The sequence below is a fragment of the Escherichia sp. MOD1-EC6098 genome (assembly GCF_002965865.1).
Lineage (GTDB): Bacteria > Pseudomonadota > Gammaproteobacteria > Enterobacterales > Enterobacteriaceae > Escherichia > Escherichia marmotae.
Map to the genome: position 1 here is coordinate 68,297 of NZ_PTSN01000014.1, position 26,537 is coordinate 94,833.

28 protein-coding genes and 3 pseudogenes are annotated in these 26,537 nt (G+C 50.3%); 14 read left to right on the forward strand and 17 right to left on the reverse strand.

Annotation, left to right across the window (positions count from 1 at the left end):
* Nucleotides 1–63 precede the first annotated feature (63 nt).
* Nucleotides 64–690, forward strand: coding sequence for a riboflavin synthase (locus C0K55_RS15355; protein WP_000493961.1), 627 nt, complete (start codon nucleotides 64–66; stop codon nucleotides 688–690).
* A gap of 59 nt (nucleotides 691–749) precedes the next feature.
* Here the strand turns inward: C0K55_RS15355 and cfa are convergent, their stop codons facing one another.
* Nucleotides 750–1,898, reverse strand: a complete 1,149-nt coding sequence (cfa, locus tag C0K55_RS15360; RefSeq protein ID WP_000098885.1) for a cyclopropane fatty acyl phospholipid synthase — start codon at nucleotides 1,896–1,898, stop codon at nucleotides 750–752.
* Nucleotides 1,899–2,188: 290 nt separating this feature from the next.
* On the reverse strand, nucleotides 2,189–3,400 hold the full coding sequence (gene punC / locus C0K55_RS15365) for a purine nucleoside transporter PunC (RefSeq protein WP_016261990.1): 1,212 nt from the start codon (nucleotides 3,398–3,400) through the stop codon (nucleotides 2,189–2,191).
* A gap of 112 nt (nucleotides 3,401–3,512) precedes the next feature.
* Here punC and punR point away from each other — a divergent pair, with 112 nt between their 5' ends.
* On the forward strand, nucleotides 3,513–4,445 hold the full coding sequence (gene punR / locus C0K55_RS15370; protein WP_000269487.1) for a DNA-binding transcriptional activator PunR: 933 nt from the start codon (nucleotides 3,513–3,515) through the stop codon (nucleotides 4,443–4,445).
* Here punR and purR read toward each other — a convergent pair.
* On the reverse strand, nucleotides 4,442–5,467 hold the full coding sequence (gene purR / locus C0K55_RS15375) for an HTH-type transcriptional repressor PurR (RefSeq protein ID WP_000190977.1): 1,026 nt from the start codon (nucleotides 5,465–5,467) through the stop codon (nucleotides 4,442–4,444). The two genes, punR and purR, sit on opposite strands and share 4 nt — an antisense overlap.
* A 298-nt stretch (nucleotides 5,468–5,765) precedes the next feature.
* Between purR and cydH the strand changes: the two genes are divergently transcribed.
* Together cydH and C0K55_RS15390 are read left to right on the forward strand one after the other, a co-directional pair.
* Entirely contained in the window at nucleotides 5,766–5,855 is a 90-nt protein-coding gene (cydH, locus tag C0K55_RS15385) for a cytochrome bd-I accessory subunit CydH (RefSeq protein ID WP_000102278.1), read from the forward strand.
* A gap of 165 nt (nucleotides 5,856–6,020) precedes the next feature.
* The gene (locus C0K55_RS15390) at nucleotides 6,021–7,190 is read left to right on the forward strand and encodes an MFS transporter (protein ID WP_000701022.1); all 1,170 of its coding nucleotides are present in this window, start codon (nucleotides 6,021–6,023) and stop codon (nucleotides 7,188–7,190) included.
* Nucleotides 7,191–7,336: 146 nt separating this feature from the next.
* On the opposite strand, the gene sodB is transcribed toward C0K55_RS15390, so the two are convergent.
* On the reverse strand, nucleotides 7,337–7,918 hold the full coding sequence (gene sodB / locus C0K55_RS15395; RefSeq protein ID WP_105266081.1) for a superoxide dismutase [Fe]: 582 nt from the start codon (nucleotides 7,916–7,918) through the stop codon (nucleotides 7,337–7,339).
* 127 nt (nucleotides 7,919–8,045) lie between these two features.
* Nucleotides 8,046–8,873 carry a peptidoglycan DD-endopeptidase MepH gene (gene mepH, locus C0K55_RS15400; RefSeq protein ID WP_038354310.1) on the reverse strand — a complete coding sequence of 276 codons (828 nt, stop codon included), beginning with the start codon at nucleotides 8,871–8,873 and terminating at the stop codon, nucleotides 8,046–8,048.
* Nucleotides 8,874–9,207: 334 nt separating this feature from the next.
* Between mepH and grxD the strand changes: the two genes are divergently transcribed.
* Nucleotides 9,208–9,555 (forward strand): monothiol glutaredoxin 4, encoded by a 348-nt coding sequence (grxD, locus tag C0K55_RS15405; RefSeq protein ID WP_000108172.1) that lies wholly within the window; start codon nucleotides 9,208–9,210, stop codon nucleotides 9,553–9,555.
* Nucleotides 9,556–9,603: 48 nt separating this feature from the next.
* Here the strand turns inward: grxD and C0K55_RS15410 are convergent.
* From C0K55_RS15410 to nemR, 6 genes and pseudogenes are all read right to left on the reverse strand, one after another.
* A pseudogene (locus tag C0K55_RS15410) lies at nucleotides 9,604–9,867 on the reverse strand (ATP-dependent helicase); the annotation flags it as partial.
* Between the two features lie 39 nt (nucleotides 9,868–9,906).
* Nucleotides 9,907–9,987, reverse strand: a pseudogene (locus C0K55_RS27155) (hypothetical protein); the annotation flags it as partial.
* 83 nt (nucleotides 9,988–10,070) lie between these two features.
* Nucleotides 10,071–10,718, reverse strand: a complete 648-nt coding sequence (gene rnt, locus C0K55_RS15415) for a ribonuclease T (RefSeq protein ID WP_001282288.1) — start codon at nucleotides 10,716–10,718, stop codon at nucleotides 10,071–10,073.
* Nucleotides 10,719–10,820: 102 nt separating this feature from the next.
* Nucleotides 10,821–11,228, reverse strand: a complete 408-nt coding sequence (gene gloA, locus C0K55_RS15420; protein ID WP_001237802.1) for a lactoylglutathione lyase — start codon at nucleotides 11,226–11,228, stop codon at nucleotides 10,821–10,823.
* 80 nt (nucleotides 11,229–11,308) lie between these two features.
* Nucleotides 11,309–12,406, reverse strand: coding sequence for an N-ethylmaleimide reductase (gene nemA, locus C0K55_RS15425; RefSeq protein WP_000093624.1), 1,098 nt, complete (start codon nucleotides 12,404–12,406; stop codon nucleotides 11,309–11,311).
* Between the two features lie 41 nt (nucleotides 12,407–12,447).
* Nucleotides 12,448–13,047: a DNA-binding transcriptional regulator NemR gene (gene nemR / locus C0K55_RS15430; RefSeq protein ID WP_001032896.1), complete on the reverse strand. Its 600-nt coding sequence runs from the start codon at nucleotides 13,045–13,047 to the stop codon at nucleotides 12,448–12,450.
* Between the two features lie 102 nt (nucleotides 13,048–13,149).
* Here nemR and C0K55_RS15435 point away from each other — a divergent pair, with 102 nt between their 5' ends.
* The 3 genes from C0K55_RS15435 to sodC all read left to right on the forward strand — a co-directional run bounded on the left by C0K55_RS15435 (nucleotide 13,150) and on the right by sodC (nucleotide 14,935).
* A complete protein-coding gene (locus C0K55_RS15435; RefSeq protein ID WP_024191872.1) occupies nucleotides 13,150–13,389 on the forward strand; it encodes a DUF1289 domain-containing protein in 240 nt (79 codons plus the stop codon).
* Nucleotides 13,390–13,437: 48 nt separating this feature from the next.
* Nucleotides 13,438–14,334, forward strand: a complete 897-nt coding sequence (locus C0K55_RS15440) for an aldo/keto reductase (protein ID WP_000250649.1) — start codon at nucleotides 13,438–13,440, stop codon at nucleotides 14,332–14,334.
* A gap of 79 nt (nucleotides 14,335–14,413) precedes the next feature.
* On the forward strand, nucleotides 14,414–14,935 hold the full coding sequence (gene sodC / locus C0K55_RS15445; protein ID WP_000819798.1) for a superoxide dismutase [Cu-Zn] SodC: 522 nt from the start codon (nucleotides 14,414–14,416) through the stop codon (nucleotides 14,933–14,935).
* Here the strand turns inward: sodC and C0K55_RS15450 are convergent.
* The 3 genes and pseudogenes from C0K55_RS15450 to C0K55_RS15460 form a co-directional block, all read right to left on the reverse strand.
* Nucleotides 14,932–16,944: pseudogene (locus C0K55_RS15450) on the reverse strand (FUSC family protein). The gene sodC and the pseudogene C0K55_RS15450 overlap by 4 nt on opposite strands.
* A complete protein-coding gene (locus C0K55_RS15455) occupies nucleotides 16,944–17,801 on the reverse strand; it encodes an efflux RND transporter periplasmic adaptor subunit (protein ID WP_105266079.1) in 858 nt (285 codons plus the stop codon). Before C0K55_RS15455 ends, C0K55_RS15450 begins: the two are co-directional and overlap by 1 nt.
* 2 nt (nucleotides 17,802–17,803) lie before the next feature.
* On the reverse strand, nucleotides 17,804–18,040 hold the full coding sequence (locus C0K55_RS15460) for a DUF1656 domain-containing protein (protein WP_000670973.1): 237 nt from the start codon (nucleotides 18,038–18,040) through the stop codon (nucleotides 17,804–17,806).
* A gap of 200 nt (nucleotides 18,041–18,240) precedes the next feature.
* On the opposite strand from C0K55_RS15460, the gene slyA reads away from it, so the two are divergent.
* Nucleotides 18,241–18,675, forward strand: coding sequence for a transcriptional regulator SlyA (gene slyA, locus C0K55_RS15465; protein ID WP_001516330.1), 435 nt, complete (start codon nucleotides 18,241–18,243; stop codon nucleotides 18,673–18,675).
* 46 nt (nucleotides 18,676–18,721) lie between these two features.
* On the opposite strand, the gene slyB is transcribed toward slyA, so the two are convergent.
* The gene (gene slyB, locus C0K55_RS15470) at nucleotides 18,722–19,189 is read right to left on the reverse strand and encodes an outer membrane lipoprotein SlyB (protein ID WP_000597202.1); all 468 of its coding nucleotides are present in this window, start codon (nucleotides 19,187–19,189) and stop codon (nucleotides 18,722–18,724) included.
* A gap of 274 nt (nucleotides 19,190–19,463) precedes the next feature.
* Between slyB and anmK the strand changes: the two genes are divergently transcribed.
* The 5 genes from anmK to pdxY all read left to right on the forward strand — a co-directional run bounded on the left by anmK (nucleotide 19,464) and on the right by pdxY (nucleotide 24,038).
* Nucleotides 19,464–20,585, forward strand: coding sequence for an anhydro-N-acetylmuramic acid kinase (gene anmK, locus C0K55_RS15475; RefSeq protein WP_105266078.1), 1,122 nt, complete (start codon nucleotides 19,464–19,466; stop codon nucleotides 20,583–20,585).
* Nucleotides 20,586–20,669: 84 nt separating this feature from the next.
* The gene (mliC, locus tag C0K55_RS15480; RefSeq protein WP_000480882.1) at nucleotides 20,670–20,999 is read left to right on the forward strand and encodes a C-type lysozyme inhibitor; all 330 of its coding nucleotides are present in this window, start codon (nucleotides 20,670–20,672) and stop codon (nucleotides 20,997–20,999) included.
* A gap of 58 nt (nucleotides 21,000–21,057) precedes the next feature.
* Complete coding sequence (pdxH, locus tag C0K55_RS15485) at nucleotides 21,058–21,714, forward strand: pyridoxamine 5'-phosphate oxidase (RefSeq protein WP_016248676.1); 657 nt, start codon at nucleotides 21,058–21,060, stop codon at nucleotides 21,712–21,714.
* Nucleotides 21,715–21,842: 128 nt separating this feature from the next.
* On the forward strand, nucleotides 21,843–23,117 hold the full coding sequence (gene tyrS / locus C0K55_RS15490; protein ID WP_001516333.1) for a tyrosine--tRNA ligase: 1,275 nt from the start codon (nucleotides 21,843–21,845) through the stop codon (nucleotides 23,115–23,117).
* Nucleotides 23,118–23,177: 60 nt separating this feature from the next.
* Complete coding sequence (gene pdxY, locus C0K55_RS15495) at nucleotides 23,178–24,038, forward strand: pyridoxal kinase PdxY (RefSeq protein ID WP_000789755.1); 861 nt, start codon at nucleotides 23,178–23,180, stop codon at nucleotides 24,036–24,038.
* Between the two features lie 43 nt (nucleotides 24,039–24,081).
* On the opposite strand, the gene gstA is transcribed toward pdxY, so the two are convergent.
* Together gstA and dtpA are read right to left on the reverse strand one after the other, a co-directional pair.
* Nucleotides 24,082–24,687 (reverse strand): glutathione transferase GstA, encoded by a 606-nt coding sequence (gene gstA, locus C0K55_RS15500; RefSeq protein ID WP_105266077.1) that lies wholly within the window; start codon nucleotides 24,685–24,687, stop codon nucleotides 24,082–24,084.
* 105 nt (nucleotides 24,688–24,792) lie between these two features.
* Nucleotides 24,793–26,295, reverse strand: a complete 1,503-nt coding sequence (dtpA, locus tag C0K55_RS15505; protein WP_105266076.1) for a dipeptide/tripeptide permease DtpA — start codon at nucleotides 26,293–26,295, stop codon at nucleotides 24,793–24,795.
* Nucleotides 26,296–26,537 lie beyond the last annotated feature (242 nt).

The window sequence follows — 26,537 nt, forward strand, 5'->3', positions numbered from 1 at the left end:
GGGTGTTTCCCACCTGCTATTGTGCTGAACAGAATGCCTTAACTGATTTCAGGAGTTGTAAGTATGTTTACGGGGATAGTGCAGGGCACTGCAAAACTGGTGTCGATTGACGAGAAACCAAATTTTCGTACTCATGTGGTTGAGTTACCTGACTACATGCTTGATGGTCTGGAGACCGGAGCGTCTGTAGCACACAACGGTTGTTGCCTGACCGTGACGGAAATCAACGGTAACCATATCAGTTTTGACCTGATGAAAGAGACGTTACGCATTACCAATCTTGGCGATTTACAGGTTGGGGATTGGGTAAATGTAGAACGTGCGGCGAAATTCAGTGATGAAATAGGTGGGCATTTAATGTCGGGTCATATTATGACCACCGCCGAAGTCGCGAAAATATTAACCTCTGAAAATAATCGCCAGATCTGGTTTAAAGTGCAGGATAGTCAGTTGATGAAATATATCCTGTATAAAGGATTTATCGGAATCGACGGTATTAGCCTGACCGTAGGCGAAGTAACGTCGACCCGTTTCTGTGTGCATTTAATTCCGGAAACGCTGGAACGTACCACCCTCGGTAAGAAAAAACTCGGCGCGCGTGTCAATATCGAAATCGATCCACAAACTCAGGCAGTGGTAGATACGGTAGAACGTGTGCTGGCAATGCGTGAGCAGGCCTTGAATCAATAAGATACTGAAGCCTGATTTGAAATGACATCGCCCCCAAAACGGGGGCGATAGAATGACATTTAGCGTGCAACCCGAAGACCGCTTTCGATCCCACGTGAGAACACCACTTGCCAGAGCTGAATATCGCGGGCGCGGAAAGCACCAGCGCAAGCATTCAGATAATAGGTAAACATCCGTTTAAAGCGCTCACTGTAGTTATCAGCAATTTCTGGCCATGCGGCGAGGAATCGCTCATACCAGGCCATTAACGTGGTGTCGTAATCGGCACCAAAGTTATGCCAGTCTTCCATCACGAAATGCGGTTCGCTGGAGCGAGCAATTTGCCGAACAGAGGGCAGACAACCGTTCGGAAAAATATATTTATTTATCCACGGGTCAACATTCAGGTCGGTTTTTTTCGAGCCGATAGTATGCAACAGGAAAATACCTTCCGGTTTCAGATTACGATCCACCACTTCGAAATAGGTATCGTAATTTTTCGGCCCGACATGTTCGAACATTCCAACCGAAACAATACGGTCAAACTGGTCGTTCAGGTCCCGGTAATCTTGCAGCAAGATGGTGACATCCAGACCTGCGCAGCGCTCCTGAGCCATTTTTTGCTGTTCGGCAGAAATCGTGACACCCACCACACTTACGTCATAATTAGATGCCATGTAATGTGCCAGACCGCCCCAACCACAGCCAATATCCAGTACGCGCATACCCGGTTTTAACTGCAATTTTTCACAGATCATTTTGAGCTTCGCTTGCTGGGCTGATTCCAGATTATCGGCATCTTTCCAGTAAGCGCAGGAGTATTGCATGAAGGGATCAAGCATGCGGCTAAACAAGTCATTACCGAGATCGTAATGCTCTTTGCCAACTATCCAGGCACGTTTTTTACTTTGTAGATTGAAAAGGCGTGCACCAGCAATGCGCAGTGTGTCTTTGAAATGATGGGGGAGTTGGTTTTCGAGACCTGCGCGCAAGACCTTGCTAAAAAACATATCCAGTCGGTCACATTCCCACCAACCATCCATATAACTTTCGCCTAACCCTAACGATCCTTCTTGCAGGACGCGTTTAAAAAAATCGGGGTTTTTAACACGAATATCTGCCGGAGCAGGGCCATTAATAGCAATGCCAGCACGGCTAAGTAATTCGTTGGCGATACGATACCAGTTGTCATCCGGTACACTGACTTCTTCTATACACGATGAACTCATAGTTTCTCCATCACTGGTCGGTGATCAGAACCTTAAAACAGCGTAGACGCTTTTTGGGCTTTGTGAGAAATCTCGCAGAAAAAACCGCGAGTCTATAATCCGACGTAGAACAGAGGGAAAGGAGGAACCCTTGCCGAAATGACCATCCATAGTAAACCGGGAACACTCCTGTCCCCGTAGAAACATAATATTTATCGTAATCTTAACAACTGAAAATTAGTATAGGCCGCTAATTTCAATCATACAACAAAATTTTGTTAGCGGCCTAAGTATAAAGATATCGATATATATCAATGCGATTCACTATGAGCGACTTCGGCATTGCTTTGATTCTGGCAGTCTCGTTCTTTACAACGTTGCATCATGTAACCCAGAGCGGCCAGCACCACAGTTGATAACATCACGCTAGTGGTGGTGAACAGAGGTGTGCTAACGCTGATAAGCCAGGAAACCACCAGGCTTGCGAGGAAGCACAGTCCCAGTTGCAGAGTGTTCTGCAAGGCTGCGGCGCGTCCGGTTGCATGTGGGAAGGGCCGCAACGCCTGTGCGACAACAATCGGGTAGATTGCGCCGTTGGCAATCGCCATCACACAGAATGGGACCAGAATTTCGACCAGTGAAACATGGCTAATGAATCCTGCCGCCCAGGTTGCCACGACGCTGACAGCAAACAGCATCAGTAGCCACGGCAACAACTGCTTACCTTGCCATTTCTGCAACGCGGCGCGACAGCCATAACCACCAATCAGAAACGCAATAGTTTGCGGGACATAACTTAAACCAATGACGGCCGGGCTGTAACCCATTTCGCTAAGGATGAACGGAGAACCGGTCAGCCAGGCAAAGAAACTGGCTGAACAGGCAGCATAAATCAGTACGTTTCCGCGATAGATTTTTGAACGCAGCAGATCGGTAAAGGTCAGACCATCCTGGCTATCATTACGTGCTTTAGTCGTGGGTTTAAGCCAGAAAATGGGCAGAATCAGTACTACGGTAATGGCAAACAGGGTGGCGAAAATCGCCTGCCAGGAAAAATGGACCAGCAGCCAGCTACCTAAAAGAGGAGCAAGCGCCGGAGACAGTCCCACTAACGGCATGATAGTGGCGAAAATACGATTCACTTTTTGTGAAGGGTAGTAGTCCGTCACCAACGCCTGCCAGATAACTGCCGCGGCGCAGACCCCCACAGCTTGCACGAACCGCAATACCAGCAGAGTGACGGCGTTTTCCACCCATAACATCCCCAGACTACCCAGAGCAAAAATTGTCAGGCCGATCAATAACACCGGTTTACGACCATATCGGTCGGAGAGCGGCCCCCACAAGAGCTGGGCTGCGGCAAAACCGGCAAGGAACAGACTAAGGCTGGCACTGACAGCAGACGCAGGCGTTTGCAGATCGGCCTGAATGGCGGCGAAAGCAGGCAGATACATATCGGTTGCCAGAAAACCGAGTACGCTCAAACCCGCCAGCCAGACTAAAAATCTTTTCCCAGGTTGCATGTATATTCTCTAAATCTCTCAATTAAACACCGTCGCAAAGTGTAGGGAGTGAAATTCGTGTTGTGAAACGGTAATATTTGATGACTGGTTTCAAAAATTTTGCAGGCAAACTATGTGGTCTGAGTATTCTCTCGAAGTGGTTGATGCGGTGGCGCGTAATGGTAGTTTTAGCGCCGCGGCCCAGGAGTTGCATCGCGTTCCTTCTGCGGTCAGCTATACCGTTCGTCAGTTGGAAGAGTGGCTGGCAGTGCCGCTTTTTGAAAGGCGTCATCGTGACGTGGAACTGACCGCTGCCGGGGCGTGGTTTCTCAAAGAAGGGCGCTCTGTTGTCAAAAAAATGCAGATCACTCGCCAGCAATGTCAGCAGATAGCGAACGGTTGGCGCGGTCAGTTAGCCATCGCGGTAGATAATATTGTCAGGCCAGAACGCACGCGGCAGATGATTGTTGATTTCTATCGCCATTTTGATGACGTCGAACTTCTGGTTTTTCAGGAGGTGTTTAACGGTGTCTGGGATGCGCTTTCCGACGGACGTGTGGAACTGGCGATTGGTGCGACACGGGCGATTCCGGTAGGTGGGCGTTACGCCTTCCGTGATATGGGAATGTTGAGCTGGAGTTGTGTTGTTGCCCGCCACCATCCGCTTGCGTCGATGAATGGGCCGTTCAGCGATGATACGTTGCGCAACTGGCCGTCACTGGTGCGCGAAGACACGTCACGGACGCTGCCCAAACGTATTACCTGGCTGCTCGATAACCAAAAGCGCCTGGTTGTCCCGGACTGGGAATCATCGGCAACCTGTATCTCGGCCGGGTTATGCATTGGCATGGTGCCGACCCATTTCGCTAAACCGTGGCTGAACGAGGGGAAGTGGGTAGCATTAGAACTGGAAAATCCATTCCCTGATTCGGCATGTTGTCTGACCTGGCAGCAGAATGATATGTCGCCTGCGTTAACCTGGCTGCTGGAGTATCTCGGTGATAGCGAGACGCTGAATAAGGAATGGCTGCGGGAGCCGGAAGAGACTCCCGCAACGGATGATTAACGACGATAGTCGCGGAACGGGCCGTCAGCCACGGAGCGGCGTTCAATAAGCCGCGGATGAACTTCAATTGACTGCGGTTCTTCGCGTTTGTTGACGATACGATCCAACAGCATGTTGAACGCCGTTTCGCCCAGCGAATCTTTTGGCTGATGGATAGTCGTCAGCGCCGGAGTAAAATAACGGGCGTTGCGCACGTTATCATAACCGATCAGCGAAATATCTTGCGGTACGCGCAGACCCATTTCATCAGCGGCGCAAAGTGCGCCCATAGCCATGATATCGCCGCCACAGAAGACAGCAGTAGGGCGGTGCGGTTGCGACAGGATTTGCTGCATGGCGCGATAACCCGATTCAGGCTCAAAGTCACCCTGCACAATCCAGTTTTCCGGCACCTTGATCATGGCTTCTTCCATCGCTTTCATAAAACCCGCCAGACGGCCAGCGCCGGTGTTGCGCTCCAGCGGACCAGGAATAACGCCAATTTCGCGATGACCGCGTTCAATCAGATAGCGCCCGGCCATGTAGCCGCCTTCAAAAGCGTTATCGATAACTGCATCGGTAAAGTCCGCTTTTGCTTCGCCCCAGTCCATCACCACCATCGGGATATGGCGATACTCTTCCAGCATCGCCAGTAATGGTTCCGGATACTCAGAACACATGACCAGCAGGCCATCGACGCGTTTTTGCGCCATCATCGACAGATAGGCCCGCTGTTTCTCAAGATTGTTCCACGCATTGCCCAGAATCAGTGTGTAGCCTTTCTGGAAGCAATTTTTTTCTACCGCTTCAATGATCTCGGCAAAATAGGCCGCTTCGCTGCTGGTCGCCAGCAAACCGATAGACTTGGTGTGGTTAACCTTCAGGCTACGCGCCACCGCGCTAGGAGAGTAGTGTAATTCTTTAATCGCTGCCCACACAGCGTTACGAGTCTCTTCCGCGACAAAACGCGTTTTGTTTATAACGTGTGACACAGTTGTAGTGGAAACGTTTGCTCGTTTCGCTACATCTTTTATTGTTGCCATTCCATTTCACTCCAGACCCTAACTTCAGCTCCTGCAAAATCGCAAGGTAAACGTTTGCCTTTACACACCTTACGCACAACGAAAGTGTTGCGGTACGCCGGAAAAATGACACGGAGCGTCAGGAAGGGGTCAATGGCCAGTACGCAAATAGTGTAAGCGTGGAATTTTGGCCGATCTTGATGAAAAGGGGAAGTAGTAAAAACACTTATCATTATAAATGCCGGGAGATTTTTTCATCACACTGTGTAAAAATGAGTAATATCATTTTTTGTGTGGTAATAAAAAAGGAGAAAACTTGATGAGCACCGACCTTAAATTTTCATTGGTAACAACCATTATCGTTCTTGGTTTGATCGTGGCAGTGGGTTTGACTGCCGCGCTGCACTGATTTCCCCTCGAGGGAGCGCGTTCTCCCTCGCATCTCTCTCCTCTTTGTTAGCAAAATGGCAAAAGTGTTTTCTCTTTTTGTTATTTTCATTCTTTTGTGATTGATGTCATGCTTTCGCCACTTTGATGAACATCGCGTGATGACGCGAAGAGGTGGAGATTAGGCATGAAAATTAACTATCCGTTGCTGGCGCTGGCGATTGGCGCGTTTGGTATCGGGACAACGGAGTTCTCGCCAATGGGCCTGTTGCCCGTCATTGCGCGCGGTGTGGATGTCTCGATCCCTGCTGCCGGAATGTTAATCAGTGCCTATGCGGTTGGTGTGATGGTTGGCGCGCCGCTGATGACATTATTACTTTCTCATCGTGCCCGCCGCAGCGCGCTAATTTTCCTGATGGCGATTTTTACCCTTGGTAATGTACTTTCTGCCATTGCCCCGGATTACATGACACTGCTGCTTTCACGTATTTTGACCAGTCTGAATCACGGTGCATTTTTTGGCCTGGGGTCAGTTGTGGCCGCAAGCGTTGTGCCAAAACATAAACAGGCCAGCGCAGTTGCGACCATGTTTATGGGCTTAACTTTGGCGAATATCGGCGGTGTTCCGGCGGCGACCTGGCTGGGTGAAACTATTGGCTGGCGAATGTCGTTCCTGGCAACGGCGGGGTTGGGCGTGATTTCGATGATTAGCCTGTACTTCTCTTTACCGAAAGGTGGCGCAGGGGCGCGACCAGAAGTGAAAAAAGAGTTGGCGGTGCTGCTGCGTCCGCAGGTGTTATCGGCTTTACTGACGACGGTGCTGGGGGCTGGCGCAATGTTTACGCTCTACACTTATATTTCTCCGGTGCTGCAAAGTATCACCCACGCGACGCCGGTGTTTGTTACAGCCATGCTGGTGCTGATTGGTGTCGGATTCTCTATCGGTAACTATCTCGGCGGTAAACTGGCAGATCGTTCGGTCAACGGCACGCTGAAGGGATTTTTGTTGCTGCTGATGGTGATTATGCTGGCAATCCCGTTCCTGGCCCGTAATGAGTTCGGTGCGGCAATCAGCATGGTAGTGTGGGGCGCGGCAACCTTTGCGGTCGTACCGCCCTTGCAGATGCGAGTGATGCGAGTCGCCAGCGAAGCGCCGGGTCTGTCATCATCGGTGAATATTGGTGCCTTTAACCTTGGAAATGCATTGGGAGCGGCTGCTGGTGGTGCGGTGATTTCCGGTGGTCTGGGGTATAGTTTTGTGCCGGTGATGGGGGCGATTGTCGCGGGACTGGCATTATTGTTGGTGTTTATGTCAGCCAGAAAACAACCTGAAGCAGTTTGCGTTGCCAACAGCTAATAAAACAAAAACGCAGAAGGATAACCTTCTGCGTTACAGTTTGCAGGCAAAGTGCGATTTATCTTGCCAGATGTGGTGTTAACGCCTCATCCGCGTAGGTCTGATAAGCGTAACGCATCAGGCAATGTTGCATTTGCCATCAGTTATTATGCAGCGAGATTTTTCGCCACGAACTCCCAGTTCACTAGCGCCCAGAAGTGTTCCAGGTAGCCAGGACGCGCATTGCGATAGTCGATGTAGTAAGCGTGTTCCCAGACATCAACGGTCAGCAGCGGGGTCGCATCGGTGGTCAGCGGAGTACCGGCATTAGAAGTAGAAACGATAGCCAGTTTGCCATCGCTGTTTTTCACCAGCCAGGTCCAGCCAGAACCAAAGTTTTTGATCGCAGCATCAGTAAACTGCGCTTTAAAATCGGCAAAGCTACCAAAAGAAGTGGCGATAGCGTCAGCCAGTTCACCAGTCGGTTCGCCACCGGCGTTCGGTGCCAGGCAGTTCCAGTAGAAAGTATGGTTCCAGACCTGAGCAGCGTTGTTGAATACGCCACCTTCAGAGCTACGAATAATCTCTTCCAGTGATTTACCTTCAAACGCAGTACCTTTGATCAGGTTGTTCAGGTTAGTGACATAAGTTTGATGATGTTTGCCGTAGTGATACTCGATAGTTTCCGCAGAAATGTGCGGTGCCAGAGCATCTTTAGCATATGGTAGTGCAGGTAATTCAAATGACATTGCTACTCTCCTTTATTATTAATTGGCATACGTACAATAGCCTTATTGTGCGTGAGGATAGGGTAGCAAAATAAAAGGTGAGACAAAAGATGAACTTACCCTGTTGCTGTAACAACAGGGTAAAGTTTTAGCGAAGTGTTTTTGGGGTCATTACCCGACGAGCACCTACATAGTGGCGCTGCCAGTAATCTTCGCTTAAAGAAGTGATTTTAATTTCCTGTCCACTGCGCGGAGACTGAATAAATTTGCCGTTGCCAACATACACGCCAACGTGATCGGCGGTTCCGCGACCCTGAGTGCGGAAGAAGACCAGGTCGCCATTTTTCAATTCACTGCGATCGATCGGTGCGGCGTCACGCAGGTGATACATTTCGTTAGCTGTACGTGGAATACGGATCTTCACCAGATCTTTATAGGCGTAATAAACCAGCCCGCTACAATCGAAACCGGTACGCGGTGAGCTGCCGCCCCAGCGATATGGCTTGCCAATTTGTTGCATCAGTTTATTCATTGCCACGGTAGTGGCTTTCTGTACTTTGGCTTTATGTGCGTCAGCGAGGGTTCCTGGTGCGGCATTTTTAACTTTCACGCAATGTGTTTTATAACCCTTACGTTTAGTGCACTTTTCCGTAAAGCTGGCTGCCGCTGTTTTATTCACAACTTGTTTGCTGCGGTTTTTGGCGTTTTTAGAAGCGGTAATGGAGGATTTTTTTACGGAAGAAGCAGTTCTACTTTTAGTGGTACTTTTACTGGCGGCTTTTTTCGCTGTTTTCTGGCTGGCTTTATTGGTCTTTTTGGTGGTTGCCGTGCTTTTCTTTTTATCTGCTTTTTTGGTGATGTGAGTAGTAGCAGAACTCTCCCTGGCTTGCTTTGAAGCATGGGCCATAGGCGTTAAAGGCAGGGTGGTAAAAAGTAAAGCACAGAGCGTGATCGAAATACGGTTTATCCGCGCCACTGAGCGTCCCTCTGTTAAGGCAGGTCTATCATGCCTGCGTCTGATTTACAAAACTTGATGATTCTAATGCATAGAAGAAGAGAAAGTTAATAGCTTTTATTGTTAAAAAATATATTTCGTCGGTGAGCGTAAAAAAATGCAGCAGTGAAAGCTGGAAATGGTCATAAATACGCCAGTTTGCAGCGCAACAGCGAAGAAACGAATATTTGAAATGCAACAAATAGAGCAAAGGGATAAAATAGCAAAAGCGTGATGAAAATGTTATTTTCCGTTGCCGCACTGACCCGCTACAATGTCAGATTACTGCCGTAAAGAAGTTTGAGGAAGCAAGACAATGAGCACCACTATCGAAAAAATCCAACGCCAGATTGCTGAAAATCCGATCCTGCTGTACATGAAAGGTTCACCGAAACTGCCAAGCTGCGGTTTTTCTGCCCAGGCAGTTCAGGCGCTTGCCGCATGTGGCGAACGTTTTGCCTACGTTGATATCCTGCAGAATCCGGACATTCGCGCGGAACTGCCGAAATACGCTAACTGGCCGACTTTCCCACAGTTGTGGGTGGACGGCGAGCTGGTAGGTGGCTGTGATATCGTGATCGAAATGTATCAGCGTGGCGAACTGCAGCAGCTAATCAAAGAAACCGCCGCTAAATACAAGTCTGAAGAGCCGGACGCGGAATAATCCGTCCCGCAATACTGACGGAGGCTAACGGGCATCCGTCAGTGTTTTTTATCCCCAATCCAGCCCTTGTGGCGAACTGGAAAATCCCGCCTCACGCAGCAGCGTAAACATCGGCGTTTGCCGTACCGGTTGATCATTCACTTCTGTCAATGTAAAGCGTAGCCGTGGTTCGCGGCGTAGTGCGGTTGCCAGTGCGTGGAATACTTCTGGGGGGAGCAGTTCATCTTTTTCTTGCCATACCAGCATCTTCTTGCCGCCTTGTGCCAGGTAGAGCAACAATTTTCCGCCAGCAATGACTACCAGCGCCCCCGCCCACGGTTCATGCACTCGTCGCCCATAAGGGGAGTGTAAAATAATACGCCAGTCGCCAATTTCATCGTGACAGCGTTCGAGAACCAGGTGGCGACTTCCCGGAACAACAATTAACGCTATTCCCCGTGAATATCATGCATGATTCGTGGAATAGCCTCACTATAGATGCCTGAGTCATTACATGTCATCAGGCATCGACTCGATTACACCTCTTCAGCGGCAGGGAGCGGCCAGCCGCCCAGTCGTTTCCAGCGGTTGACGATTTCACAAAACAGCACGGCGGTGCGTTCAGTGTCGTACAGCGCGGAATGCGCCTGGGTGCTGTCAAAATCCATGCCAGCGGTCTGGCAGGCTTTTGATAATACGGTTTGTCCGAGAGCCAGCCCGGCCAGTGCCGCGGTGTCGAAAGTGACAAAAGGGTGGAACGGGTTACGTTTCAGTGAGGCGCGTTCTGCGGCAGCCATCATAAAACTGTGGTCGAAATTGGCATTGTGCGCCACCATAATGGCGCGGTTACAGCCGCTCGCTTTAATGCCTTTACGGACAACTTTGAAAATCTCATGCAACGCCTCATATTCGCTGACTGCACCGCGATCGGGATCGTTCGGGTCAATACCATTGAAGGCGAGGGCTTCTGGTTGCAAATTAGCGCCGACAAACGGCTCGACGTGAAAATGTAATGTGGTGTCCGGCATCAGCCAGCCTTGTTCATCCATTTTCAGGGTGATGGCGGCGATCTCAAGCAGTGCATCGGTTTTGGCGTTAAATCCGGCGGTTTCGACATCGATCACAACAGGATAAAAACCACGAAAACGGTCGCACAGACCGGTAAGTTGAGCGTTATCGGACATCTGATTCTCTTAATACGGAAAAATTGCAGCGTGCATTATGACAAATATTACCCGCTGATGCAGTAAAGATGCGGGCGCGATGAGTTCACGCCCGGCAGGAGATTAGTTGCCCAGACCGCGACCGGCGTCTTTCTCTTCAATCAATTCAATTTTGTAACCGTCTGGATCTTCCACAAAAGCGATAACCGTAGTACCGCCTTTTACCGGACCCGCTTCACGGGTAACGTTACCGCCGTTCTGACGGATTTTTTCGCAAGCTTCTGCGGCGTTATCGACGCTAAGGGCGATGTGACCATAAGCGGTGCCAAGTTCGTATTTATCCACGCCCCAGTTATAGGTCAGTTCAATTACCGCTTCTTCTGTTTCCGGGCCGTAGCCAACAAACGCCAGCGAGTATTTGTATTCCGGATTTTCGCTGGTACGCAGCAGTTTCATGCCCAGCACGTTGGTATAAAAATCGATGGAGCGTTGCAGATCGCCAACGCGCAGCATGGTGTGAAGAAGACGCATCTTTATATCCTCAAAATGGCTAACAGATTCAAAATGTTGTTTTAGTATAGCGGCGGTTTTGCGCCGCTCGCAATGTTGGATTACAGCGTAGGGTAGTCGGTATAACCTTCCGCACCGCCGCCGTAAAAACTTTCGGCACGCTGTGGGTTAAGCTCAGCTTTGCGCTGCAATCGAGCGACCAGATCCGGGTTTGCAATCCAGTCACGACCAAACGCCACCGCATCAATTAACCCTTTGCCGATCAGCGTTTCTGCTTTTTCTACCGTATATGCACCAGCCCCGATAATCGGGCCGTGGAAACGGGCGCGTACTTTTTCGCGGAACGCCTCGGTATATGGTTTGCCGCCTGCCCAGTCTGGTTCGGACATATGCAGATAAGCAATGCCGCGTTTACCCAGTTGTTCAATCAGATACAGCGCATCGGCTTCTTCATTCGGGCCGTTATCGGTGTTCTGGAAAGTACCAATTGGCGAAACGCGAATACCAATGCGATCGGCACCCCATTCTTTAATCCCGGCATCAACAACTTCCAGCACCAGACGAGCGCGATTTTCCACGCTGCCGCCGTACTGATCGGTACGATGGTTGGAGGATGGAGAGAGGAACTGATGCAGTAAATAACCGTGAGCGGAGTGGAGTTCCACCAGATCAAAACCGGCTTCACGGGCGTTGGCGATAGCCTGGCGGAAATCGTTGACAATACCCGGGATTTCTTCCAGCTCCAGCGCACGCGGCATGGTGGTTTCGACGCGGATCGCCTGACCATTTTCATCGCGCAGAGAAGTTCGTGTACCCGCACTAAGTGCAGAAGGCGCTACCGGTGCCTGGCCACCAGGTTGCAGGCTGGCGTGAGAAATGCGTCCCGTGTGCCAAAGTTGCACGGCGATATGACCATTTTCAGCATGAACACCGGCGGTAATTTTCTTCCACGCGGCGATTTGCTCCGGACTATGAATGCCTGGCGCGCCCGCATACCCTTTTGCCTGGGCGGAAACCTGGGTGGCTTCGCTAATGATCAAACCTGCACTGGCGCGTTGGCGATAATATTCCGCCATCAACGGAGTAGGGATATCACCCGGTTCAATGCTACGCAGGCGCGTCAGAGGAGCCATAAAGATACGGTTTGCCGCCGTGATTGCGCCCACTTTCAGTGGGGAATACAGTTTTTCAGATGACATAAAGACTCCCGGTCGTCTGGTGATAAAATAAAAAATGCCTGCTAAACGGCAGGCGTCGCAATAATGGTTTTGACATGTGTTAGCGCGTTTTCCAGAGGCCCGGAGCTGCGCGAAATTTTGGCTTGCAGATTGGCCCCCAACCACAACGCATAGAGAACTTGCGCCTGTTGCAGCGGTTCTCCGCAAAAGGTTAAACAGTGGCTATCGCGGCCATTTTCCAGCGCCTGGGCGAGCAGAGCGATGACCTGGCGCGCACCTTTATCCATCGCGCTGCGCATATCTTCTGACAGGTCGCACACTTCAGCAGAAAGTTTTACTGTCAGACAGCCGCTGATCGTCCCATGCTGGCAGAACTGGTTCAGCGTTTGCTGGTAATAGGCCAGAATACGGTCGCGGTAATTTCCCTCGCCAGATTGCAGCAACTCCGTCAGTCGTTGGTGGTATGCCGCGTAATGGCGTTCAAGCATGGCAACACCAAACGCCTCTTTAGAACGAAAGTAGTGGTAGAAAGACCCTTTTGGCACTTCGGCGGTCTTCAGTAATTCGCTTAACCCCATTCCGGTAAACCCACGCTGCAGGCAGAGTTGCTCTCCGGTTGCCAGGAGGTGTTCGCGAGTATCGTGTTCAGGATGTTTGTTCATGCGCTTGAGTGTAGTAGACCGGTCGGTCTAGTGCAAGCAAAGTTGCTACTTTGGGCATTAACAGCTTCAATAGTGGTAATAATCTTATATAAGGAGGGCGAGGTGGCGGAGCAATTAGAGTTCTTTCCCGTCCAGAGCCCATGCCGGGGAATTTGCCAGTCTGACGAACGCGGATTTTGCCGTGGCTGTTTTCGTAGCCGGGATGAGCGTTTTAACTGGAATAAAATGAGTGATGGTGAAAAACAGGAGGTTCTGCGACTTTGCCGACAACGACTTATGCGTAAATTACGCGCGAACAGGCCAACGTCATCAGACGAACCAGAGCAACCATCACTCTTTTGAGAGCAATCTTGCGTATACTCCTCTCATATCTGATAAGAGGAAGCGATTATGGTTCAGCGTATTACTATTGCGCCGCAAGGCCCGGAGTTTTCCCGTTTTGTGATGGGCTACTGGCGACTGATGGACTGGAATATGTCCGCACGCCAGTTAGTTAGTTTTATTGAAGAGCATCTGGATCTCGGTGTGACCACCGTGGATCACGCTGATATTTATGGCGGCTATCAGTGCGAAGCGGCATTTGGCGAGGCGCTGAAACTGGCACCGCATTTGCGTGAACGGATGGAAATTGTCAGCAAATGCGGCATCGCGACGACTGCGCGTGAAGAAAACGTTATTGGTCATTACATCACCGATCGCGACCATATTATTAAAAGTGCCGAACAGTCGCTAATTAATCTCGCGACCGATCATCTGGATTTACTGTTAATCCACCGTCCCGACCCGTTAATGGATGCCGATGAAGTGGCGGATGCGTTTAAACATTTGCATCAGAGCGGCAAAGTGCGCCATTTTGGCGTATCGAACTTCACGCCTGCGCAATTTGCCCTGCTGCAATCGCGTTTGCCATTTACTCTAGCCACTAATCAGGTGGAAATTTCTCCGGTGCATCAGCCGTTGTTGCTGGATGGTACGCTCGATCAACTACAACAACTGCGTATTCGCCCGATGGCCTGGTCTTGTCTTGGCGGTGGCCGTTTATTTAATGATGATTATTTCAGGCCGCTACGTGATGAACTTGCTGTGGTGGCGGAAGAATTAAACGCGGGTTCTATCGAGCAGGTGGTTTATGCCTGGATATTGCGCCTGCCATCGCAGCCGCTGCCGATTATTGGCTCCGGTAAAATTGAGCGTGTGCGTGCCGCCGTTGAAGCGGAATCCCTGAAAATGACACGCCAGCAGTGGTTCCGTATCCGTAAAGCGGCATTAGGTTACGACGTCCCGTAAGCACTTTCGGAATCGCCTCCGTTCAAATATGTGTCACTGGTTTACACTTATTCAGGTATGCACATTGAGCGGAGGTCTTATGAAACGTTTTAGTCTGGCTATTCTGACGCTGGTTGTTGCGACCGGCGCGCAAGCCGCCAGTGAAAAAGTCGAGATGAACCTCGTCACATCACAGGGGATTGGGCAGTCAATTGGCAGCATAACGATTACTGAAACCGATAAAGGTCTGGAATTTTCGCCCGATCTGAAAGCATTACCGCCCGGTGAGCATGGCTTCCATGTTCATGCCAAAGGAAGCTGCCAGCCAGCAACGAAAGATGGCAAAGCTACTGCGGCGCAATCTGCAGGCGGACATCTTGATCCCAAAAATACCGGTAAACATGAAGGGCCAGAAGGTGCAGGGCATTTAGGCGATCTGCCTGCGCTGGTGGTCAACAATGACGGTAAAGCAACCGATGCCGTCATTGCGCCTCGTCTGAAATCACTCGACGAAGTTAAAGACAAGGCGCTGATGATCCACGTTGGCGGCGATAATATGTCCGATCAACCAAAACCGCTGGGCGGCGGCGGTGAACGCTATGCCTGTGGTGTTATTAATTAAGAGGCTAGCGTACCCTGTGGTGGTGCCTGCTCAAGTTGCGAAAGCGAGCAGTACAGTCGCCAGACAATCGCCGCCAGCTCACGGGCAGCGGGTTGATGATGGCGGGCAAGGCTGTCGCAGATTCGCTGTAACTCTTCAAGTGTGGCCGCCAGTGATTTTTGCTGAACGCCACGCTCGCTCATCACTCCTCGCAACAATGAAATACAGTTATCTCGCACCTGCGATAAAGGATCGGAACGTGATTCCCAGTCGCGCAATTGCCAGACAACATGTGAACAGTTCAGCAGCACCACGCCCCAGCGTAATAACCAACGGCGAGCCAGCGCGTCCTGGCTGTTACTCAACTGGCTGACGTGATGATAAGTGAGCGATTCAAATTCGCTTTCACTCAGGGTTGGGTGACGGCTAAGTTGATCGACAAAATCCCGTCGCAGTGCGCGAATATGACGGCGGCTTTTGCGGGCATCGGACCCCGGTCGCAAAATGGCGAATGCTAACCATGCCAGCGCCACGCCAACGATTTTTGCCAGGTTATCGTTAAGAAAATCAGCAAAATCATACACCGGAGGATTAGTGACAGCGATAAACGACCCCATAAATACAATCAGTTGTCCCCACAGCGCGGCCAGTTTTGGCATCTGCAACTTGAGAAGCTGCATTGTCGCCAGTAGCGGGAAGAGAAACAGCAAAAATTGCCACAGATCGCTAATCTGAACCATCAGGCCAAACTTAACCACAAAACTGAATAGCGAAAGTAATACCAGCGTGCGCATCAGTAGCGACAACGACTTAAACGGTGCCGCGACTGCGGAGTAAAGTACGCAACTAATTGCTGCCAGCGTTAATGCATTGGCACCAGCATCCCATTGCGAGGCAATACTCCATGCGCCAATCATCATCAATGTACAAAATGTACGCAGTCCGCTCCACATAGCTTCGGCATTATCGGTATGACGTGCCAGACCAGATGCGCGAGGGAGCCTGGTATGATCATCTGAGCTGCTTTCCAGGCGATGCAATTCCTGACTACTTTGCAGATAAAGGTGGCAAAAATAACGTAATCGGTGCCAGAAGGCGACGTGCCGGTAGTCGGCTAAGTTGGTTGGGCGTAGCGGGGCAATAATGCGCGCAACGGTGTAAAAATTTGTTTGCGAGTTGGCGAGCACCGTCAGTAACTGTTCGATAATTTCCCGTGTGGCACCGGGCGGTGAGGGCTAGTTGAGCAACATACGTCGCAGGCTGGAGATGACGCTGGTCATACGTAATTGCTGGTGGAGTAGTGCATTCAGGCGTGCATTTTGCTGGCGGAAACGATAGTGGCTCCAGAACGCCTGAATACGCAGCAAATTCATGGTCAGTATTTGCCCAATTACCAATTCATGTGCTGTGCGAATGGCATCGGTCGTTTCGGGCTGCCAAAGCAAACGGGCATGCTCCAGTAAACGAGCATGCATGTTTTTCAGTGCGGTTAAAAGAGCGGTGGCATCAGAACTGCTCGGCAGGATCATCATCATCATGCCGCCGCAAAGAATACCGACAATCACTTCACAAACACGTGCCTGAGCGATATCCCATAGCTGGCTGGCTTCAGTAATATTGACCATCGGAAAGGCGATAATGGCCGCAGTATAGCCCGCCAGTTGAAATGCATAGGCCACGTTATTCGTGAAATGCGCGCAGGCCCAGGTACAAAAGCCAAGCCACGCAGACATGCTCAACAGAAAAAACCACGGCTCGTTGAGAGTATGTCCGGCAAGAATCAGTGCCGCGATAGCTCCGAGCAAACTGCCAGCAATACGTCCCATGCTTTTGCTGATGACACCGCCAACGGTGGGGAAGCTGACCACCGCCGCCGAGGTCATTGCCCAGTAAGGTTCATCAAGATTTAAATAATAGGCAACCGTCAGCGCCAGACACATGGCAATGGTGTTGCGTAACGCATAACGCCATTGCGCCAGCGTGGCTCTGAACCAGGGGAAATTGTGCAGCAACCATGGCGGTACGTTCATTACGGGCCTACAGCGATACTACAGGTGGTGCCGGATACCAGCGTGACATCGCCGGGGACGTTATCGAGAGCAAAACGAACAGGAACACGTTGGGCGAGACGAACCCAGGGAACGTTAGGTTTAACGTCGGGAATCAGGCTGGAATCATTTTCCACACTCTGATCATAAATCGCCCGACCAATACTGGAAACGTGACCCTGTAACGTTTTATTGTCGCTGTAGAGTGTAATTTGTGCTGGCGCACCGCCCCGGATATGGCGCAATTTGGTTTCTTCAAAATAACCAATGGCGTAAAACGAATGGCTGTCCACCAGAGCAAACAGTGGTTTTCCGGTGTCGGCGTAGTCACCGATGCGGGTGGTGAGATTAGTGACCCATCCACTCACCGGGGCGCGAATTTCCGTTTGCGCCAGTTGCCATTGTGCCTGTTTCAGCGTTGCTTGTGCGGCATCGACACTTGCCTGCATCGCTTTAACATTGAGGTTAGCGGTATCCAGCTCTTCGGCAGAGATAAAGTTTTGTGAGAGATGGCGGCGACGGTTAGCTTCATTATTGGCTTTGGCGAGGTCAGATTGCGCTTTTGCCAACTGAGCCTGGGCATTAAGCACAGCAATCTGAAAGGGCGTTTTATCGATAGAGAACAGAATATCACCCGCGTTAACCAACTGGTTGTCTTTTATATTCAGCTCAACAATACGTCCAGACACCTGTGGCGTGATAGAAACCTGTTCTGCGCGTATTTTTCCGTCGCGTGTCCAGGGGGACTGCATGTAGTAGTTCCATAGCCACCATCCGGCAAGAACTGCAAAAACCGCTACAATAGTTGTTGAGAAATATTTAATGGTTTTAATTGACATAGTTACCACGCAATCAGTATTGCCAGGGCAAAGCAAACGCAAATCGCAAACAGCGACAAATCCATTAACAAGGGATGCCAGATGTCTCCGGCGTAGATTTTGTCGCGAAGCAGGCGGTGTATAACGAGCCAGATGACAAATCCAAGCGCGAACGCTTTGAAAAACGGAGGAAAGTAGATGGATGCACCGAACACCAGATCTTGTAAGGGTAATCCTGTTGCACTATGCATAAACTTCACAAAATAGATTCCTTTACGGCTGAATATATTGCTTTAGATTAATAAATATTCTTTATGTGCGAGAAAGTTACTCGCTATTTCTGAAAAGCATGTCTGATGGTAAGCAAATGCAGCAATACATTTGTTTTAGCAATACAATTGCTGCACACTATTCTAAAAGCTGTATAATATCTTAGCAAGCTAATTATAAGGAGATGAAATTGGAATCGCCACTAGGTTCTGATCTGGCACGGTTGGTGCGCATATGGCGTGCTCTGATAGACCATCGCCTGAAACCGCTGGAGTTAACGCAAACCCATTGGGTAACGTTGCACAATATCCATCAGTTACCTCCAGACCAGTCGCAAATTCAACTGGCAAAAGCGATCGGCATTGAGCAGCCTTCACTGGTTCGTACGTTGGACCAACTGGAAGAAAAAGGGTTAATTTCGCGTCAAACTTGTGCCAGTGATCGTCGGGCCAAACGCATTAAACTGACGGAAAAGGCGGAGCCGCTGATTAGCGAAATGGAAGCTGTGATTAACAAAACCCGGGCGGAAATTTTGCATGGGATTTCCGCAGAGGAGCTGGAACAATTGATTAAGCTCATTGTAAAAATTGAGCATAACATCATAGAGTTACAGGCCAAAGGGTGAAATGAAGGAGGCGTGTGGCCAGTTACCTGACCACACGTTAACGTGTTTAGCGCGGGGAAACAGTCACCTGGCTGCCGTTGCTGGCCAGAATGACACGTTGTCCCGGAGAGAAGTGGGTATTGCCCTGTTTCTGTACCACCATGATGGTGTTGCCATCATCTTTACGAATTTCCAACTCCACACCCTGGGTTTTGTTTATTGCGCTCTGCACGCCCTGACCGGCTACACCGCCTGCGATAGCACCTGCCGCGGTAGCCAGAGAACGCCCGGTTCCGCCGCCAACGGTATTTCCAAGGAAGCCACCGAGAACCGCACCGCCAATTGCGCCGATAACGTTGGAATCATCACCACCCTGAATTTGTACCTGTCGTACATTAACGATTGTGCCATAGCTGACATTCTGCACTTGCTTCGCTTCAGAGGCGGTATAGACATCACCAGAAAGGGTATCGTTGTTGACACAACCTACAAGAGACAGACCGACCATTGATACAACCAGTACGCGCTTAATCATTGAAAAATCTCCTGATTACCATGAAACGCCTCACAAGCATCCCTCATGGCCAAAGTAAATGGCATTGGTATAACTATGATTACATGTTCCACTAAAACATGATGGAATCATAATTAGAATACGGTTAACCAAGTATAAACAAAACATTCATAGTAGTTATTGATATAAATATAATGTTTTCCTACCAACGGTAAAAATCGGCACTCATGCATGGAATTCGCGAGAGGTTTGTGTTTGAGTGGAGCGCAAACGTCAGGTTGAAAAAGGATGAACTATGAAATCAGGCCGCTTTATTGGCGTAATGTCAGGCACTAGTCTGGATGGTGTCGATGTTGTGCTGGCGACAATCGATGAACACAGGGTGGCGCAGTTGGCAAGTTTGAGTTGGCCGATCCCTCCATCACTTAAACAAGCGGTGCTGGATATTTGCCAGGGACAGCAGCTTACACTTTCGCAGTTTGGTCAACTGGATACTCAACTTGGTCGCCTGTTTGCCGATGCCGTTAACGCATTGCTCAAAGAAGAAAATTTGCAGCCGAAAGATATCGTTGCTATTGGTTGCCACGGTCAGACTGTATGGCACGAACCCACGGGCGTCGCGCCGCATTCTCTACAGATTGGGGATAACAACCAAATTGTGGCGCGCACTGGAATTACTGTCGTCGGGGATTTTCGCCGTCGCGATATCGCCCTGGGTGGACAGGGCGCACCGCTGGTGCCAGCGTTTCATCATGCATTGCTGGCTCATCCTACTGAGCGGCGTATGGTGCTCAACATTGGTGGTATTGCCAATTTGTCACTGCTCATTCCTGGGCAACCGGTGGGTGGCTACGATACCGGACCGGGTAACATGCTGATGGATGCGTGGATCTGGCGTCAGGCGGGTAAACCTTACGATAAAGACGCTGAATGGGCACGCGCGGGCAGGGTCATTCTCCCTCTGCTGCAAAATATGCTTAGTGATGCGTATTTTTCCCAGCCTGCGCCAAAAAGCACCGGGCGTGAATACTTTAACTACGGTTGGCTGGAGCGTCACCTGCGTCAATTCCCGGGCGTTGATGCGCGCGATGTCCAGGCGACGCTGGTGGAACTGACAGCAGTGACCATTTCTGAACAGGTGTTATTGAGTGGTGGTTGTGATCGTTTGATGGTATGTGGTGGCGGAAGCCGTAATCCATTAGTGATGACGCGACTTGCTGCCTTGCTGCCAGGAACGGAAGTGACCACCACTGATGCTGTCGGCATTAGCGGTGATGACATGGAAGCATTGGCCTTCGCCTGGCTTGCCTGGCGGACGCTGGCGGGGCTGCCTGGCAATCTGCCCTCGGTCACTGGCGCAAGCGAGGCGACGGTATTGGGCGCAATTTTTCCCGCAAACCCGCGATATCAGAGTTAACTGAATTTTTCCTACTGCTTCTGCCGTTACACTTGGATGTTGAGGAGAGCGTTTTGCTCTCCGGACCAGGAAAGTCTTCGGGATATGTTTATGAAAAAACTGTTACTGATCTGTTTACCGGTGCTTCTCACCGGCTGTAGCGCGTTCAATCAACTGGTTGAGCGCATGCAAACCGATACGCTGGAATACCAGTGTGATGAAAAACCGTTGACGGTAAAACTGAATAATCCACGTCAGGAAGTCAGTTTTGTCTACGACAATCAATTACTGCACCTTAAACAGGGCATTTCAGCATCAGGCGCGCGTTATACCGACGGTATCTACGTTTTCTGGTCGAAAGGCAATGAGGCGACGGTCTATAAGCGTGACCGCATTGTCTTGAATAACTGTCAGTTACAAAATCCACAGCGTTGAGATTTTTCCAGGGGCGGCGCACAATAGCGTCACCCACTGACAATCCGTAAAGAAAACCATGTCTGATAACGACGAATTGCAGCAAATCGCGCATCTGCGGCGTGAATACACCAAAGGCGGTTTACGCCGCCGCGATCTTCCCGCCGATCCATTAACCCTTTTCGAACGCTGGCTCTCCCAGGCGTGTGAAGCTAAGTTGGCTGATCCTACAGCGATGGTCGTCGCGACCGTTGATGAACATGGTCAGCCTTATCAGCGCATCGTTTTACTCAAACATTACGACGAAAAAGGTATGGTGTTTTACACTAACCTTGGCAGTCGCAAAGCGCATCAAATCGAACAAAATCCGCGCGTTAGCCTGCTTTTCCCCTGGCATACTCTTGAGCGCCAGGTGATGGTTATCGGTAAAGCGGAACGTCTTTCGCCTCTCGAAGTGATGAAATATTTTCATAGCCGTCCCCGTGACAGCCAGATTGGCGCGTGGGTATCGAAGCAGTCCAGCCGTATTTCCGCGCGCGGGATCCTTGAGAGTAAATTCCTTGAGCTGAAGCAGAAGTTTCAGCAGGGCGAAGTCCCTTTACCGAGTTTCTGGGGCGGTTTCCGCGTCAGTCTTGAGCAGGTTGAGTTCTGGCAGGGTGGTGAGCATCGTCTGCATGACCGCTTTTTGTACCAGCGTGAAAATGAGGCGTGGAAAATCGATCGTCTCGCACCCTGAAAAGATGCAAAAATCTTGCTTTAATCGCTGGCACTCCTGATTCCGGCACTTTATTCTATGTCTCTTTCGCATCTGGCGAAAAGTCGTGTACCGGCAAAGGTGCAGTCGTTATATACATGGAGATTTTGATGGCAAGCAGTAACTTGATTAAACAATTGCAAGAGCGGGGGCTGGTGGCCCAGGTGACGGACGAAGAAGCGTTAGCAGAGCGACTGGCGCAAGGCCCGATCGCGCTCTATTGCGGCTTCGATCCTACCGCTGACAGCTTGCATTTGGGGCATCTTGTTCCATTGTTATGCCTGAAACGCTTCCAGCAAGCGGGCCACAAGCCGGTTGCGCTGGTAGGCGGCGCGACGGGTCTGATTGGCGACCCGAGCTTCAAAGCTGCCGAGCGTAAGCTGAACACCGAAGAAACTGTTCAGGAGTGGGTGGACAAAATCCGCAAGCAGGTTGCCCCGTTCCTCGATTTCGACTGTGGAGAAAATTCTGCTATCGCCGCGAACAACTATGACTGGTTCGGCAATATGAACGTGCTGACCTTCCTGCGCGATATCGGTAAGCACTTCTCCGTTAACCAGATGATCAACAAAGAAGCGGTTAAGCAGCGTCTCAACCGTGAAGATCAAGGTATTTCGTTCACCGAGTTTTCTTATAACCTGTTGCAGGGCTATGACTTCGCCTGCCTGAATAAACAGTATGGTGTGACGTTGCAGATTGGCGGTTCTGACCAGTGGGGGAACATCACCTCTGGTATCGATCTGACTCGCCGTCTGCATCAGAATCAGGTGTTTGGCCTGACCGTTCCTTTGATCACCAAGGCTGACGGCACTAAGTTTGGTAAAACTGAAGGCGGAGCCGTATGGCTGGATCCGAAGAAAACCAGTCCGTACAAGTTCTACCAGTTCTGGATCAATACCGCTGATGCCGACGTTTACCGCTTCCTGAAGTTCTTCACCTTCATGAGCATTGAAGAGATCAATGCCCTCGAAGAGGAAGATAAGAACAGTGGTAAAGCACCACGCGCCCAGTATGTACTGGCGGAGCAGGTGACGCGTCTGGTTCACGGTGAAGAGGGTTTGCAAGCCGCGAAACGTATTACCGAATGCCTGTTCAGCGGTTCTTTGAGTGCGCTTAGTGAAGCGGACTTCGAACAGCTAGCGCAGGACGGCGTACCGATGGTTGAGATGGAAAAAGGCGCTGATCTGATGCAGGCACTGGTCGATTCTGAGCTTCAACCGTCCCGTGGTCAGGCGCGTAAAACTATCGCGTCCAATGCCATCACCATTAACGGTGAAAAACAGTCCGATCCTGAATACTTCTTTAAAGAAGAAGATCGTCTGTTTGGTCGTTATACCTTACTGCGTCGTGGCAAAAAGAATTACTGTCTGATTTGCTGGAAATAATGCACTAAGTGGAAAAGGGGAGTGAGAAATCACTCCCCTGGTTTTTATACAGGGAACACGATGAAAAATATTCTCGCTATCCAGTCTCACGTTGTCTATGGTCATGCGGGTAACAGTGCGGCAGAGTTTCCGATGCGCCGCCTGGGCGCGAATGTCTGGCCGTTGAATACCGTTCAATTTTCTAATCACACCCAATACGGCAAATGGACTGGCTGCGTAATGCCGCCCAGCCATTTAACCGAAATTGTTCAGGGCATTGCCGCCATCGATAAATTACATACCTGTGATGCTGTACTCAGTGGTTATCTGGGGTCGGCGGAACAGGGGGAACATATCCTCGGTATTGTCCGTCAGGTGAAAGCGGCGAATCCACAGGCGAAATATTTTTGCGATCCGGTAATGGGGCATCCTGAAAAAGGTTGCATCGTCGCGCCGGGTGTGGCGGAGTTTCATGTGCGTCACGGTCTGCCTGCCAGCGATATCATCGCGCCGAATCTGGTGGAGCTGGAAATCCTCTGTGAGCATCCGGTACATACCGTCGAAGAAGCCGTTAAAGCTGCGCGCGAACTCATTACGCAAGGGCCACAAATTGTGTTGGTTAAACACCTGGCGCGTGCGGGTTACAGCCGCGATCGTTTTGAAATGCTGCTGGTTACTGCCGATGAAGCCTGGCATATCAGCCGTCCGCTGGTAGATTTTGGTATGCGTCAGCCGGTCGGTGTTGGTGATGTGACGAGCGGTTTACTGTTGGTGAAACTGTTGCAGGGCGCAACGTTGCAACAGGCGCTGGAACATGTGACTGCCGCAGTATACGAAATTATGGTGACCACCAAAGCAATGCAGGAATATGAGCTGCAGGTGGTTGCAGCACAAGATCGTATAGCCAAACCGGAACATTATTTCAGCGCAACGAAACTCTGAAATACCTCTTTTCGGCCCACAGTTTCCTGTGGGCCGATGACTATTACTGCAATCCTTCCGCCGTCAACGCAGCTTTCACCGCCGGACGTTCAGCCATACGTTGCATAAATGCCGCAATGTGCTCTAAACCCTCCAGATTCAGTTTCACCGCGTATGCCCAGCGCAGAACCGTAAACAGGTAGGAATCAGCAATAGTAAAACGTTGCCCACAGATCCAGTGCTCATCTTTCAGCGCGTCGTTAACATACTGCAGTTTTTTCTCCAGTTGTGCGCGCGCAATCGGTTTGAACTCTTCTGGTGTAGCCGGGTGAAACAGCGGGGTAAAGCCTTTATGTAGTTCGGTGGCAATATAGTTCAGCCATTCGATGGTTTTATAGCGCGAAATACTATTTACCGGAGCCAGTAATTGACGGTCGGGTACGCTATCGGCAAGGTATTGCATAATCGCCACGCCTTCTGTCAGTAGCGTGGCATCATCGAGCAGTAACGCAGGAACCTGTCCCTTAGGGTTAATGGCAAAGTAATCATCACCATTTTCGAGGCGTTTTTTCATCAAATCCACACTGACGAGCGTAAAATCCTTTCCGCTCTCACGCAGGGTGATATGGGAAGCAAGAGAGCAGGCGCCCGGTTTATAGAACAGTTTCATCGGTAACTCCTTTTGGCTGTGGTTTAAAGAATGGTAGTGCGTTGTTGAATAAAAAAAAAGCCGCTAACGAAAAGTTAGCGGCTTGTAAAAGAGTTTCCCTGAAATTTATGCTACGGCAGCTTTCGCTGCTTTGTCTGCAGCATCGTCCTGAGTCATGCGATGCAGTTTCGGTGCGGTCAGCAGCATCAGCACTGCGATAACGGCAGTGGCGACACCAATCTGCAAGAACACGCGGCCATACACATCCAGCGACATCAGCGGATCGGTTACGTTATCCGGAACAGCCATCATGCCCGCAACATAACCACCAATCAGGTTTGCACCGGCAGTGGTCAGGAACCAGCTACCCATAATGAAGCCCATCAGACGCTGAGGAACGAGCTGAGCAACCATTGCCAGACCCAGACCGGAGATCATCAGTTCACCGATACTCTGCAGGCCATAGCTTGCTACCAGCCAGCCTACAGAAACGATACCGGCGTCAGAAGCAAATTTCGCGCCCACTGGCAGGATCAGGAATGCGCCAGAACACATCACCATACCGATTGCAAATTTGGTCGGCATCGGCAGAGTGTCGCCCATCTTGTTATAGATAGCGGCCAGAATCGGGCTACCAATGATGATCCAGAATGGGTTCAGCGCCTGATACTGTTCAGGTTCAACCGCCATCTCCAGAATGGAGTGTTCAACGTTACGAATCGCAAAGAAGTTCAGCGACGTCGGCATCTGGCTGTACAGCACGAAGAAGATGATTGCTTCAAGCATCAGAATGAAGGCAACGATCATTTTACGACGCGCAGCACCTTTCATGGCGAACGCTTCTTTACCGAAGATAACAACGATACCGAAGGCAACAACGCCCAGCGCCATACGCGCAACTTCCTGGTTGTGCAGCAGCCAGGTTGCAACCGCGATCAGTGCCACAACGCCAATAATGGTCAGCAGCAGGTTACGGTAGTTGACTGGTTCAAAGTCAGGTTTCGAACCGTACTGTTTAACCCAGCGCTGGCAGAAGGCAAAGTTAACAATGGTGATCAACAGACCGACTACGCTAAGCGCAAACGCGACGCTCCAGCCGTATTTAACCGCCAGCCACGGGGTTGCAATCATAGAGAAGAAAGAACCGATGTTGACGGACATGTAGTACATGGTAAATGCACCGTCCAGACGCGGGTCGTTTTTCTCATAGCAAGTCGAGAGCAGCGAAGACGGGTTGGCTTTAAACAGGCCGTTACCGACAGCAATTGCCGCCATACCCATATAGACGATACCTGCGTCGTGACCAGACCACGCAACCAGCGCATAGCCAATCGCCAGCACGATAGCGCCAAGCATAATGACGCGTTTAGTACCCAGTACCTTGTCACCTAACCAGCCGCCGATAGCGACCAGACCATAAACCAGGGCACTAAAGGAAGAGAAAAGTGTGATTGAATCCGCTTCAGACATACCCAGTTGTTTAACCAGGTAGACAGCCATAATTCCTTGTAGGCCGTAATAACCAAAACGTTCCCATAACTCAATCGAGAAGATGAGATAGAACGCCTTCGGTTGTTTGAAAGCGTTCAAACTAACGCTTTCTGTTGGTTTTTGGTTTGCAGTGGACACTTTTACCTCTTTTTTTACATCCCATATTAACGGGGGTGCATTCTCGCGTGATGTCTAAAAAACATACGCGCAATTGTTATAGTGGGAGGGGAAACGGCAGGTAATGTTCACTATCTTGCACTTTCAGACAAGTCCTTTGTAATAATCTGTTACATATAACTGACCTGGAGAATTCATCGGTTTTGGGAAATGTTATCCAGCGTTAAATTTTTCAAAAAACGTAACGGCAGATTTTTTCACTA